The sequence below is a fragment of the Delftia sp. BGA-UO-ETr-SB1 genome (assembly GCF_059567865.1).
The window spans coordinates 1,828,999-1,841,332 of sequence record NZ_JCAQOW010000004.1 but is presented as its reverse complement, the minus strand read 5'-3'; the positions used below and the strand labels follow the sequence as shown (position 1 = coordinate 1,841,332).

Here is a 12,334-nt window from a genome sequence, read left to right as displayed (position 1 = left end):
GGTTCAGCGCGTCAGCGTGGCCAGGGCGCGCCGGGCCAGCGCCCGTCCGCTGAGCCAGGCGCCTTCGACGCCTGCGCCGCACATCCAGTCGCCGCACAGGCCCAGGCCCGCAGGCGCGTCCCACCAGCAGCGGTTGACCAGGTGCGGTGCCGGCAGCGCATAGCGCCAGCGGTGGGCTGTGACGCGCAGGCCGCCTGGCAGAGAGCCGGACAGAGAGCCGGACAGTGGGCCGGCCAGGGCCTCGAATGCCTGCAGCAGTTGCCGGGCCACGGATTCGGCGTCCGACTCGATGTGATCCTGGCTCCACCGCGCACTGGCATGCAGCACCCAGGTCTGAGGTCCTTGCAGCACTTGCGGCCCCTGCCGCCCTGGCTTGGCGCTGTCGCGTGCCACCCAGCACAGCGGGCCATCCGTGATTTCTGCCGCATCCCAGTCCAGCGGCAGGGGGGCGTCGGTGCGCAGCATGGCCACCCAGCAAGGCTGCATGCGCGCGCTGGCAGCCAGTGCCGACGCATAGGGCGAGACCGGCTCCAGCAAGGCTGCCGCCTGCGGTGCAGGCACTGCCAAAACCAGGGCGCAGTATTCCGATCCGATCTGCCCGTGTTCGGCACAGTGCACAGTCCAGCAGGCAGATTCGTACTGCAACTGCTGAACCGTGGTTTGCAGGTGCAGCCGTGCGCCATGCCCCTGTTGTGCAAGCCGCTGGACAAGAAACGCTGCGGGAGAGGTCATGCGCGGCACGCCCACCCAGCGGTCGGGGCCTGCATCTGCTGGCACCACGTGTGTGCCCTGCAGGCGCACTGCGCGCGGACGCCAGGTGGCGACAACGCCGTGCTGCTCCCACTGGCGCACCTCCTGCACAAACTCCGGGTCCTGGGCCGCAAACGATGGCGCGCCGTGATCGCACTGCCACGCACCCTGCGGATCCTGCGCGCGCCGCGTGCTCATGCGCCCGGATGGGCCTCGGCTTTTCTCGAAGATATCCACGCGGCAGCCAGCCTCGGCCAGCAGCTGTGCACATGCCAAACCCGCCATTCCCGCGCCGATCACCGCGACGGGGGGCGCGCCGTTCACAAGGCCTCCTGGCTGTGCGCTTCCTGGTGGCGCTCATGGCTGACCCAGATCAGCGCGCCGGTATCGACGCCCAGTTCCGCGGCCTTGGCGACGATGGATTGCAGCGTCTGCGGGGGCAGTTTCGGCTCTCTGGCCAGTATCCAGCAGTACTGCGTGTCCGGCCCGAGGACCAGCGCCCAGCGGTAGTCAGGGTCCAGGGCGGCCACATGGTAGCCGCCGTAGAACGGGCCGAAGAAGGAGACCTTGAGCGAAGCCGTGTCCGGCTTGCCCGTGAACAGGGCCTTGCCGACGGCGCGCTGCCACTGGCCCCGGGGCACGGAAAACCCCCGGTTCACCACCTTCACGCTGCCGTCTGCCTGCGGCGTGTACTCGGCGCTCACATCGGTCATGCCCCGCTCGAAACCATGGTCCAGCCGTGCCAGTTCGTACCACAGGCCCTGGTAGCGCTGCAGATCGAACGGTGAGACGGGCGTGACCGAGCCGGGCGGGCGCATGCTGGCGCAACCGCTTGCCAGCAGGCCGGCGCCAAGGGCCGTTGCCAGCAGGGTGCGCCGCCTGGCGGTGAAGACAGGGCGGGGGGCGGGAAAGTTCATGCGTATGTCCTTGATGTTCTTGTCGCCTGCCGCCATCGGGCGACCAGCGGTGGCAGATCCGTGAGATGGCGCACCGGCGTCATGCCCGCGACCGGGCTGGAATAAAGCGCCGGGCATGCTCCACCGGCCCACAACTCGATCGACGGCGGCAGGTGGCTGCGCAGCTCGCCCAGGCAAGCCTGCGCCATCGCTCCGTTGTGTGCGCTGCTGAAGCTCAGCCCCACGATGTCGGCGCGATGCGCCCGCGCGGCCTGTGCCACGTCGCCGATGGGCGTCTGGGTGCCCAGCGATACGCAGTTGCAGCCTTCCAGGGCCAGCAGGGCTTCGACCATGAGCAGCCCAAGTCCATGCATCTCCTGCGGCAGCGTGGTCAGCAACACCTTGGGCGCGGGCGGCGGGGAAGGAGGGGCGAGCGAGGCGATCGCCTGCCTCAGGACGCCGGTGAGCACCTCGGTGTACAGGTGCTCTTCGAACACTTCAAAACGCCCCTGTGCCCAGAAATCGCCGACCGCCGTGGTCAGCGGGGCCACGAGCGTGATCACGAAACCGGCCAGGCCCATGCGCGACTGGGCCAGGCTCAGGCAATGCCTGAGCTGGGCGGGATCATGGGCGGCAATGGCGTTGAGCATGGGGGCGAAGCGGTCAGAGTCCGCTGCATTCTCTGGATTTGTCCTGGACAAATTCTTGCCCGGCGAGGTGTCGGCGCGTGCCAGCAGCGCCTGCAGGCCGTCCAGATCCACGCCCATCAGCTTGCTGGGGCGCAGCCCCGTATCCATGAGCCGCCGGATCAGGGTCAGTTGTCGAACCTGGTCTGCCGGGTAGCGGCGATCGCCTGCCGAATCCCGTTCAGGCCTTGGAAAGCCGTAGCGTCTTTCCCAGACACGCAGGGTGTCCTTGGCAAGTCCGGTCTCGCGTTCGACGGCCGAGATGGGCAGCCCGGGGCCAGGCGCCAAAGGCAGGGGGGCAGAAAGTGGCGTCATTGATCTGAAGGGGACAAAACGTCCGGTCATGGCCGGGATGTTTTGAGGGATTTTGCGAATTGTCTAGGACAAAAATATGTTTTGTCCAATATATTACATAGAGAAACAAAACGCAGACCCGCTGGCCGCCACCCGGCAGCCGCTGGCGCGAGTGCTTTGTAGATCCCGGCCAGGAGATGACGGCCCCAGGCGCAGGCGAGGCTTCACACCACGATCGCCGCGCCCTTGTGCAGTCTTTCCGGCCACGCAGTTCGTACCGATGATCATCATGAATTTGTCCAACTGGCCACTGGCCCGCCGTCTCGCAGCTGCCTTCGCATGCGTCATCGCCACTTTTCTTCTTGTCATCGCGCTGGCCGTGAGCAGTCAGTCCCGGCTCAAGGAGGCCCAGCAATGGAACGAGCACACCTTCAAGGTCATGTCCCAGGGACAGCGCATGCTCACGGGCATGGTCAACATGGAGACGGCCTCGCGGGGCTATCTCCTGTCGGGTGACTCCCGTTTTCTGGCCCCCTGGGATGAAGGACTCAAGGAGTTCGAGGCCTCCTGGCAGGAGGCCGTACGCCTGACCGAGGACAACCCCGCCCAGCAGCGCCGCCTCGACGGTATCCGGCTGCGCCACCGTGAATTCGTGCAGGCGGTGCAGCCGCTGCAGGCTCTGCGGCGGCAAGTTCAGGATGGCACGGCGACGGTCGAGGATCTGGTCCGCGAGTTCTCCCTGGGGCGCGAGAAGGCGGCCATGGATGGGCTGCGCGCACTGCAGGCGGACTTGGTGCGTGAGGAGGAGCAGCTCATGGCCGAGCGCCTGACGCGCACCGAGTCGCTGGCGGCAATGACGCTGGCGTTCGAGCTGGGCGGCGCGCTGGTGGCCGTCGTGCTGGCCGCTCTGCTGGGTACCTGGGTCACGCGCTCCATCACCGGCCCCATCGGCCGGGCCATCCAGGTGGCGCGCGCGGTGGCATGCGGGGATCTGACGCAGCGGGTGGAGGCCACCACCCACGATGAAGTGGGGACCCTGCTGCGCAGCCTCGGCGATATGAGTGATGCGCTATCGCAGGTCGTGGCCGTCGTGCGCAGCGGCAGCGAATCCGTGGCAAGTGCAAGCACGCAGATTGCCCAGGGCAACACCGACCTGTCCTCGCGGACCGAGAGCCAGGCCAGCGCGCTTGAACAGACGGCGGCCTCCATGGAGCAGCTCGGAGCCACCGTGACCCAGAACGCGGATGGCGCGGGCAAGGCCAACGCGCTCGCGCAGCGGGCCAGCGGCGTGGCCGGGCAGGCGGGCGAGGTGGTCACCCAGGTCGTGGACACGATGAAGGGCATCAGTGAAAGTTCGCGCCGCATCGCCGACATCATCAACGTCATCGACGGCATCGCGTTCCAGACCAACATCCTGGCGCTGAACGCTGCGGTGGAGGCTGCGCGTGCCGGAGAACAGGGCCGTGGCTTCGCTGTGGTGGCCTCCGAGGTCCGCAGCCTGGCCGGCCGCAGCGCAGCGGCGGCCAAGGAGATCAAGGCCCTGATCTCCGACAGCGTCGAGCGGGTCGAACAGGGCTCTGTGCTGGCCGACCGTGCGGGGGGCACCATGGCTGAAGTGGTGACGAGCATACGCAGCGTCACCGACCTCATGGGCGAGATCAGCGCGGCTTCCGCCGAACAACGCAGCGGCGTTGCGCAGGTGGGCGAGGCGGTCATGCAGATGGACCAGGCGACGCAGCAAAACGCGGCCCTGGTGGAGGAAATGGCGGCGGCAGCCACGAGCCTGCGCCAGCAGGCGCATGACCTTGTGCAGTCCGTGAGCGTTTTTCGCCTGGGGCCCCAGGCGCAGGGTTGAGGCAGGGTTGGCGCAGGGTTGACGCACCGGTGAAGACACGGTGCGGGACCCTGGGAGAGCGGGCCCCTCTACAGACGCCGGAGCATCAGCTGCTGCTGCCGTCCTGCCCGGACATCGGCCGGCGTTCAAACAGTTGTGCCATGGCTTTGGCGGCTGTCTCGGCCGCTTCCGCGCGGCGCATCTCGGCCGCGTCTTCAAACCCGCAGCCCATGGCCTGAGCCTCGGTGCCGGCGTAGTCGGCCAGCGTCTCGGCGCTGTCGCGGATGCTTTGCAGGGCGCGGGCCACCACATCCATGTGGCGATGGCCCTTGGGCGTCTCCAGCCATGCCAGGGCCAGCTGGGCGATGGCGGAGATTTCTGCACAGCCTTGCTGCACGAGATGGTCCACCTGGGTGAGGGCATTGGACAGTTGACGGGTGCTGTGGCTGTCCGTGGCGGGAGTGGGCTGGGTGGTGGGGTTCATGCCTTGGCCCTCCGTGGGGAAGGGGCGGCGCCAGCAGAGGGCGCGCAGGCGAGTGCGAGGAAAACGGCGTTCATGCTTGATGCTCCATTGCAAAGCGAATTCACTGGCCTTTGCGATTGCATTGATCCGTGAATTGCATTGACAGACCTCGCTTTCGAAGAGGTTGTGCCGCTGTGTGATGGAGGTGTTTTGAAGCACCGGCCCCGTGACAGGAGGCCGGTGCGGATGATAGCGCCGGCCGGGAGGGCCGGAGGCGGCAGGCCCGGCTATCCGGTTTTCCGAACGACGCAGGCGTTCCATCGTTCGGATTTCCGTGCCACCTTATGCATAAAAGTAAGGTCGATATAGGCGAATCAAGCAGTTAGCGCGGGGTGCAGGTGCCGGATGCGGCTGGCACGGTCTGTGCACTGTCAGGCGCAGGCCACGTGCATCGTGGTTGTGTATGCAGGGAGACAAGCCCGTCTTCGCTGTGGCATCCGGCCCGTGGCCGGCAGCCGTGGTGGCCGGGCTCGCTTGCAAGACCGAAATACGTCCAACGAAAAAATCCGCATGAAATTCAACCGCTTGACCACCATGGTGCTCGTGGCCATGGTCCTCGGCGTGCTGGTGGGCTATGCCTGCAACAGCTACGCACCCACGCCCGAGGCCGCCAAGGAAATCGCCAGCTACTTCGGCATCCTCACCGATGTCTTCCTGCGCATGATCAAGATGATCATCGCGCCCCTGGTGTTCGCCACCCTGGTGTCGGGCCTGGCCAACATGGGCGACGCCAAGGCCGTGGGCCGCATCGGCGGCCGCGCGCTGGGCTGGTTCATCGTGGCCTCGTTCTGCTCGCTGGCCATCGGCCTGATCTATGCGAACGTGCTGCAGCCCGGCCATGGCCTGAGCGTGGCCCTGCCGTCGTCGGCCGAGGGCCTGAACCTCAAGACCTCGGCGCTGAACCTCAAGGACTTCATCGCCCACGTGTTCCCCAAGAACATCTTCGAGGCCATGGCGACCAACGAGGTGCTGCAGATCCTGGTGTTCGCGCTGTTCTTCGGCATTGCGCTGGGCAACCTGCACAACCAGGCCGCGCGTTCCATGGTGGGCCTGATGGACGAAGTGGTCCACATCATGCTCAAGGTCACCGACTACGTGATGCGCTTCGCCCCCGTGGGCGTGTTCGGCGCCGTGGCCGGCACCATCACCATCCATGGCCTGGGCATGCTGTCGGTGTTCGGCAAGTTCATGCTGTGCTTCTACCTGGCCCTGGCCACGCTGTGGGTGCTGCTGATCGTGGCCGGCTACTGCGTGCTGGGCCGTGACATCTTCCGCCTGCTGAACCTGATCCGCGGCCCGCTGCTGGTGGGCTTTTCCACGGCCAGCAGCGAATCGACCTATCCCAAGCTGATGGAGCAGCTGGAGAAGTTCGGCATCAAGCCGCGCATCATCGGCTTCGTGCTGCCGCTGGGCTACTCGTTCAACCTGGACGGCTCGATGGTCTACACCACCTTCCTGGCCATCTTCATCGCCCAGGCCTACGGCATCGACATGACGCTGACGGCCCAGATCACCATGCTGCTGGTGCTGATGGTCTCCAGCAAAGGCATTGCCGGCGTGCCGCGCGCCTCGCTGGTGGTGGTGGCCGCCGTGCTGCCCATGTTCGGCCTGCCCGAGGCGGGCATCCTGCTGATCCTGGGCATCGACCATTTCCTGGACATGGGCCGCACCCTGACCAATGTGCTGGGCAATGCGATCGCCACGGCCGTGGTGGCCAAGTGGGAAGGCGCCGTCGATCCGACCGCGGCCACGGATGACGACGAGTCCCTGCTGCCCACGGACCATTCCGAGCAAGGGCGGCCCGCTGTCTCGGCCTGAGGCCCAGGCGGCGCTGGGGGGCACTGATAACATCGGTGCCTTCACCATGCCCGCCCGCCGCCCCCTGCGCCAGCTCATCCTGCTTTTGCTGTGGCTTGCCCTGAGCGGGCTGAGCGGCTGGGGTGCGTACCTGCTGGCGCAGCGGCTGGGCATCGCCGATCTGCGTGCCACGGGCATGCACCGGCTGGAGCTGTACGGCGCCAGCCTGCAGCGCGAGATCGGCAAATACGCCTTCCTGCCCGACGTGCTGGCACTGGAAGGCAATGTGCAAAGGCTGCTGGCCGAGCCCGGCGACGAGCAGCTCACCAATCGCGTCAACGCCTACCTGGAGCAGCTCAACGACCGCGCGGGCACGCTGACCGCCTACCTGGTCGATGCGCGCGGCCACGTCGTGGCCTCCAGCAACTGGCGGCGCACCGACAGCTACATGGGCGAGGACCTGAGCTTTCGCCCCTACTACCGCACGGCCATGGCCACGGGCAGCGCGCGCTTCTTCGGCATAGGCACCACGCGCGGCGAGCCCGGCTACTACCTGGCCTCCACCCTGGGCGACGACACCCACACGCTGGGCGTGGCCGTGGTCAAGGTCAGCCTGGACCAGCTGGAGCAGTCGTGGTCCACGGTGGAGGCGCCTGTGCTGGTGGGCGACGAGAACGGCGTCGTCATCCTGGGCACGGTCTCCGACTGGAAGTTCACCACCCTGCGCACGCTGGACGAGGGCACGCGCGCCGCCTTCGACCACACGCGCCAGTACAACCGCCGCGCGCTGGAGCCGCTGGGCCTGCAGGTGCTGCGCGACCTGGGCCAGGGCGCGCGCCTGGTGCGCATTGCCCGCCATGGCGAGGAATCGCCAGGCTCGGTCTACCCGGTCAGCGGCCGCTTCCTGGCCCAGTCGCGCCAGCTGCCGGGCACGCCCTGGACGATCACCGTGCTCTCGCACCTGGAGCAGGTCGACCAGCTGGCCCAGAGCCGCGCGCTGGCCGCGGCCGTGGGCGCGGCCTTTGTGCTGCTGCTGGCCATGATGGTCAACGAGCGCCGCCGCCACCTGCGCGACCGGCTGGCCGCGCGCGAGGCGCTGCAGGCCGCGCACGACGAGCTCGAGCGCAAGGTGGAGCAGCGCACGGCCGACCTGTCGGCCGCCAACGAGGCGCTGCAGGCCGAGGTGGCCGAGCGCACCCACGCCGAGGCCACGCTGCGCGCCGCCCAGGACGAACTGGTGCAGGCCGGCAAGCTGGCCGTGATAGGCCAGCTGTCCACGGGCGTCGCCCATGAACTCAACCAGCCGCTGACGGCGCTGCGCACCCTGGCCGGCAACAGCCAGCGCTTTCTGGAGCGCGGCGATACCGAAACCACGCGCGTGAACCTGGAGCGCATGGCGCAGCTGGCCGACCGCATGGGCCGCATCACGGGCCAGCTGCGCAACTTCGCGCGCAAGTCCAGCGGCGCCAGCCAGGCCGTGCCGCTGGCGCATGCGCTGGACAATGCGCTGGCCGTGCTGGAGTCGCGCGTGGCCGAGACCGGCGCCCGCATCCTGCGCGATGACGGCGTGCCCGAGGCCGTGGCCTGGTGCGACCGCAACCGCATCGAGCAGGTGCTGATCAACCTGATCAACAACTCCCTGGACGCCATGCGCGGCCAGCCCGCGCCCTGCCTGGAGCTGGCCTGCGCCGTGGCCGATGGCCGCGCCCAGGTCACCGTGCGCGACCACGGCCCGGGCCTAAGCGAAGCGGCGCAGGCCCATCTGTTCCAGCCGTTCTTCACCACCAAGGAAGAGGGCGTGGGCCTGGGCCTGGGGCTGGCGCTGTCGGCCGGCATCGTGCGTGAATGCGGCGGCACGCTGACGGGCAGCAACCATCCGGGCGGCGGCGCCGTCTTCACGCTGAGCCTGGCCCTGGCACCCTCCACACCTTCTGCCGACACACCATGACCGACGCCCTCAAAGTCCTGATCATCGAGGATGACCCCGACATCGTGCTCGGCTGCGAGCAGGCGCTGCAGCTCGAAGGCATCGCCTGCGAAAGCGTGGGCAGCGCCGAGCAGGCGCGCCGGCGCCTGTCGCGCGACTTCGCGGGCATCGTGGTCAGCGACATCCGCCTGCCGCGCATGGACGGCATGGCCTTTCTGCGCGAACTGGTGGCCATGGACCCGGAACTGCCCGTGGTGCTGATCACCGGCCACGGCGACATCTCCATGGCCGTGCAGGCCATGAAGGACGGCGCCCAGGACTTCATCCAGAAACCCTTCGCCCCCGAAACCCTGGTCGGCGCCGTGCGCCGCGCCCTGGAGCGCCGCCGCCTGGTGCTGGAAGTGCGGGCGCTGCGCCAGCAGCTGGACCAGCGCGACAGCCTGGAGCACCGGCTGATAGGCCGCGCGCCCAACATGCGCCAGCTGCGCCAGATGCTCACGGGGCTGGCGCAGAGCGCGGCCGATGTGCTGATCCAGGGCGAGACCGGCACGGGCAAGGAACTGGTGGCGCGCTGCCTGCACGAAGCCAGCGCGCGGCGCGAGGGCAACTTCGTGGCTGTCAACTGCGGCGGCCTGCCCGATACGCTGTTCGACAGCGAAATGTTCGGCAGCGAGGCCGGCGCCTATACCGGCGCGGGCAAGAAGCGCATCGGCAAGCTGGAGCACGCCAGCGGCGGCACGCTGTTCCTGGACGAGATCGAGAGCATGCCCCTGCCCATGCAGATCAAGCTGCTGCGCGTGCTGCAGGAGCGTGTGCTGGAGCGCCTGGGCTCCAACACCCTGATCCCCATCGACTGCCGCGTGATCGCGGCCACCAAGGTCGATCTGCTCGAACTCAGCAGGCAGGGCCTGTTCCGCGCCGACCTCTACTACCGCCTGAACGTAGCCACCGTCTCGCTGCCGCCGCTGCGCGAGCGGCGCGAAGACGTGCCGCTGCTGTTCGAGCATTTCGCGCTGCAGGGCGCGGCGCGCCACCAGCGGCCCGTGCCCGAGCTGACCACGGCGCGCGTGCAGCAACTGCTGGGCTATGACTGGCCCGGCAACGTGCGCGAGCTGCGCAACGTGGCCGAGCGCACGGTGCTGGGCATCGAGACCGGCTCGCCCCCCTTCGGCCAGCCGGCCGGCACCACCGCGCAGGACGCCGCCCCCCGGCCGCTGTCCGCTGCTGTCGAGGCCTTCGAGCGCGCCCTCATCGCCGACGCCCTGCGCCGCCACGCCGGCAGCCTGGCGCGCACGGCCGAAGCCCTGTCCATGCCCAAGACCACGCTGCACGACAAGATCCGCAAGTACGGGCTGGATGGATAGGCACCCTCAACCCCGCTCCCCGAACTCCACGCTTTCGCGCGTCCAGCGCCGCGCCTGTTCGCTCAGGCTCAGTCCCAGGCCGGGGCGCGTGGGCACGAGCATGCGGCCATTGGCGATTTCCAGGCGTTCGTTGAACAGCGGCTCCAGCCAGTCGAAGTGTTCCACCCAGGGCTCGTTGGCGCAGGTGGCGGCCAGGTGCACGTGCAGTTCCATGGCGAAGTGGGGCGCCAGGCTCAGGTGGGCCAGTTCGGCCTGGGCCGCGATCTGCAGGAAGGGCGTGATGCCGCCCACGCGCGGCGCGTCGGGCATGAGGAAGTCGGCGCTGCGGTGGCGTATGAGATCGCCGTGCTCGGCGGCGCTGGTCAGCATCTCGCCGGTGGCGATCGGCGTGTCGAAGCGCGCGGCCAGCGCGGCGTGGCCTTCGTGGTCGTAGGCGTCCAGCGGCTCCTCGATCCAGACCAGGTTGAATTCCTCGAAGACACGGCACATGCGCTGGGCCGTGGGGCGGTCCCATTGTTGGTTGGCATCGACCATGATGGGCGCGGCATCGCCCAGGTGGGCGCGCATGGCCTCCACACGCCGTATGTCCAGCGCGCAGTCGGGCTGGCCCACCTTGAGCTTGATGCCGCCAATGCCGCGCTCCAGCGAGGCGCTGGCGTTGCGCTTGAGCTCATCGAGCGGCGTGTGCAGAAAGCCGCCCGAGGTGTTGTAGCAGCGCACGGACTCGCGCTGCGAGCCCAGCAGCTTGGACAGCGGCAGGCCCGCGCGGCGCGCCTTGATGTCGTACAGCGCCACGTCAAAGGCCGCGATGGCCTGCACGGCCAGCCCGCTGCGGCCCACGGAGGCGCCGGCCCAGCACATGCGCGTCCACAGCCGCGCGATGTCGCTGGGGTCTTCGCCCAGCAGCTGGGGTGCGATCTCGCTGGCATGGGCGAACTGGCCGGGGCCGCCTGCGCGCTTGGCGTAGCTCAGGCCCAGGCCCCGGCGGCCGTCGCGGGTCTGGATCTCGGCGAACAGCATGGCGACCTCGGTCATGGGCTTTTGGCGGCCCGTGAGCACCTTGGCATCGCTGATGGGCCGGGCCAGGGGGAGGTAGCAGGACGACAGGCGTATCCACTGGATGCGGTCCTGGCTGGTGGTTTCGGAAAGCGCGGAAGAAGTCATGGCTGCGGGAGTGCGGTGGTTGGAAAAAGGACAGGGGCAGGCATCAGTCGATGCTGATCTTTCCGGCCTCGATGACCGTCTTCCAGCGCGCGTATTCCTGGCGCTGGAATTCGGCGAACTGCTGGGGCGTGCCGGCCACCATCTCGTAGCCGATGGAGACGAACTGCTCGCGCACCCGGGGATCGTTGAGCGCTTCGACAAAGGCCGCATGCGCCTTGTCGCGCAGCGCAGGCGGCAGGCCCTTGGGCGCGACGATGGCCTGCCAGGAGGCGACTTCCACGTTCTTCACCCCGGCCTCGGCCAGCGTGGGCAGGTCCGGCAGCACGGGCGAGCGGCGCGGGCTGGTCACGGCCAGGGCGCGCATCTTGCCGGCCCGGATGTGCTGGATCACGGCATTGATGTTCTGGAACGAGGCATCGACCTGGCCGCCGATCAGGTCGGCATGGGCGGGCGCGCCGCCCTTGTAGGGGATGTGCACGCCCTGGGTGCCCGTCTGCTGCCAGAACAGTTCGGCCGTCAGGTGGTCGCTGGAGCCGTGGCCGGCCGAGGCAAAGCTCATCTTGCCCGGATGGGCCTTGAGGTGGGCGACCACGTCGGCCACGCTTTTGTGCGGCGAGGCGGCAGGCACGACCAGCACGTTGGGCGACTGCACGGCCACGGTGATCAGGTCGAAGTCCTTGAGGGCGTCGTAGGGCAGGTTCTTGATCAGGTGGGGCACGATGACCAGCGGGCCCAGCGAGGTGACGAGAAAGGTCTGCCCGTCCGCCGCCGCGCGCTGCACGAAGGCTGCGCCGATGGTGCCCGTGGCGCCGGCCTTGTTCTCCACCACGAAGGACTGCCTGAGCTTCTCGCCCAGCCTGGGCGCCACGGCGCGCGCGACCTGGTCGGTGGAGCCGCCGGCAGGGAAGGGCACGACCAGGGTGACGGGCCTGTCGGGCCAGGCCTGGGCCGATGCAGAAAAGGCAGCGAGCGCGGCCAGGGCCAGCGCCATGGCACGAAGAATGTGATTCATCTTGTCTCCTGATTTGTGAATGACATCGTTGTCATTTCCGGAGAAATGAAAAAGCGCCGATGCCAATTTGTAGATGCAAGGATTTGC

General features: G+C 68.2%; 10 protein-coding genes. 4 read left to right on the top strand and 6 right to left on the bottom strand.

The window, feature by feature from the left end; all coding sequences use genetic code 11:
* Positions 1-3 precede the first annotated feature (3 nt).
* The 3 genes from AC57B5_RS09085 to AC57B5_RS09075 are packed head-to-tail and all read right to left on the bottom strand — an operon-like array spanning position 4 to position 2,647.
* Entirely contained in the window at positions 4-1,074 is a 1,071-nt protein-coding gene (locus AC57B5_RS09085; protein WP_496399324.1) for an NAD(P)/FAD-dependent oxidoreductase, read from the bottom strand.
* Complete coding sequence (locus AC57B5_RS09080) at positions 1,071-1,703, bottom strand: lipocalin family protein (protein ID WP_496399323.1); 633 nt, start codon at positions 1,701-1,703, stop codon at positions 1,071-1,073. The genes AC57B5_RS09085 and AC57B5_RS09080 overlap by 4 nt, the downstream gene beginning before the upstream one ends.
* The gene (locus AC57B5_RS09075; RefSeq protein ID WP_496399322.1) at positions 1,664-2,647 is read right to left on the bottom strand and encodes a MerR family transcriptional regulator; all 984 of its coding nucleotides are present in this window, start codon (positions 2,645-2,647) and stop codon (positions 1,664-1,666) included. The genes AC57B5_RS09080 and AC57B5_RS09075 overlap by 40 nt, the downstream gene beginning before the upstream one ends.
* A 259-nt stretch (positions 2,648-2,906) precedes the next feature.
* Here AC57B5_RS09075 and AC57B5_RS09070 point away from each other — a divergent pair, with 259 nt between their 5' ends.
* Positions 2,907-4,481 carry a methyl-accepting chemotaxis protein gene (locus tag AC57B5_RS09070; RefSeq protein ID WP_496399321.1) on the top strand — a complete coding sequence of 525 codons (1,575 nt, stop codon included), beginning with the start codon at positions 2,907-2,909 and terminating at the stop codon, positions 4,479-4,481.
* A gap of 85 nt (positions 4,482-4,566) precedes the next feature.
* Here AC57B5_RS09070 and AC57B5_RS09065 read toward each other — a convergent pair whose 3' ends face one another.
* Complete coding sequence (locus AC57B5_RS09065) at positions 4,567-4,944, bottom strand: hypothetical protein (protein ID WP_202760158.1); 378 nt, start codon at positions 4,942-4,944, stop codon at positions 4,567-4,569.
* A 549-nt stretch (positions 4,945-5,493) separates the two neighbouring features.
* Here AC57B5_RS09065 and AC57B5_RS09060 point away from each other — a divergent pair.
* From AC57B5_RS09060 to AC57B5_RS09050, 3 genes are read left to right on the top strand one after another with little or no spacing between them, the layout of a single operon-like run.
* The gene (locus AC57B5_RS09060) at positions 5,494-6,801 is read left to right on the top strand and encodes a dicarboxylate/amino acid:cation symporter (RefSeq protein WP_043821572.1); all 1,308 of its coding nucleotides are present in this window, start codon (positions 5,494-5,496) and stop codon (positions 6,799-6,801) included.
* 46 nt (positions 6,802-6,847) lie between these two features.
* Entirely contained in the window at positions 6,848-8,728 is a 1,881-nt protein-coding gene (locus AC57B5_RS09055) for a sensor histidine kinase (protein WP_034394780.1), read from the top strand.
* On the top strand, positions 8,725-10,071 hold the full coding sequence (locus AC57B5_RS09050) for a sigma-54-dependent transcriptional regulator (protein WP_043821568.1): 1,347 nt from the start codon (positions 8,725-8,727) through the stop codon (positions 10,069-10,071). The genes AC57B5_RS09055 and AC57B5_RS09050 overlap by 4 nt, the downstream gene beginning before the upstream one ends.
* A 6-nt stretch (positions 10,072-10,077) precedes the next feature.
* Here AC57B5_RS09050 and AC57B5_RS09045 read toward each other — a convergent pair whose 3' ends face one another.
* Positions 10,078-11,235: an L-talarate/galactarate dehydratase gene (locus AC57B5_RS09045; protein ID WP_496399320.1), complete on the bottom strand. Its 1,158-nt coding sequence runs from the start codon at positions 11,233-11,235 to the stop codon at positions 10,078-10,080.
* 43 nt (positions 11,236-11,278) lie between these two features.
* On the bottom strand, positions 11,279-12,247 hold the full coding sequence (locus AC57B5_RS09040; protein WP_047216940.1) for a Bug family tripartite tricarboxylate transporter substrate binding protein: 969 nt from the start codon (positions 12,245-12,247) through the stop codon (positions 11,279-11,281).
* Between the last annotated feature and the right edge of the window lie 87 nt (positions 12,248-12,334).

Excerpts from the sequence above, each read along its gene's own strand:
- AC57B5_RS09080 (WP_496399323.1), bottom strand. The coding sequence starts at position 1,703 with ATGGCGGCAGGCGACAAGAACATCAAGGACATACGCATGAACTTTCCC.
- AC57B5_RS09075 (WP_496399322.1), bottom strand. The coding sequence starts at position 2,647 with ATGACGCCACTTTCTGCCCCCCTGCCTTTGGCGCCTGGCCCCGGGCTG.
- AC57B5_RS09070 (WP_496399321.1), top strand. The coding sequence starts at position 2,907 with ATGATCATCATGAATTTGTCCAACTGGCCACTGGCCCGCCGTCTCGCA.
- AC57B5_RS09065 (WP_202760158.1), bottom strand. The coding sequence starts at position 4,944 with ATGAACCCCACCACCCAGCCCACTCCCGCCACGGACAGCCACAGCACC.
- AC57B5_RS09060 (WP_043821572.1), top strand. The coding sequence starts at position 5,494 with ATGAAATTCAACCGCTTGACCACCATGGTGCTCGTGGCCATGGTCCTC.
- AC57B5_RS09055 (WP_034394780.1), top strand. The coding sequence starts at position 6,848 with ATGCCCGCCCGCCGCCCCCTGCGCCAGCTCATCCTGCTTTTGCTGTGG.
- AC57B5_RS09050 (WP_043821568.1), top strand. The coding sequence starts at position 8,725 with ATGACCGACGCCCTCAAAGTCCTGATCATCGAGGATGACCCCGACATC.
- AC57B5_RS09045 (WP_496399320.1), bottom strand. The coding sequence starts at position 11,235 with ATGACTTCTTCCGCGCTTTCCGAAACCACCAGCCAGGACCGCATCCAG.
- AC57B5_RS09040 (WP_047216940.1), bottom strand. The coding sequence starts at position 12,247 with ATGAATCACATTCTTCGTGCCATGGCGCTGGCCCTGGCCGCGCTCGCT.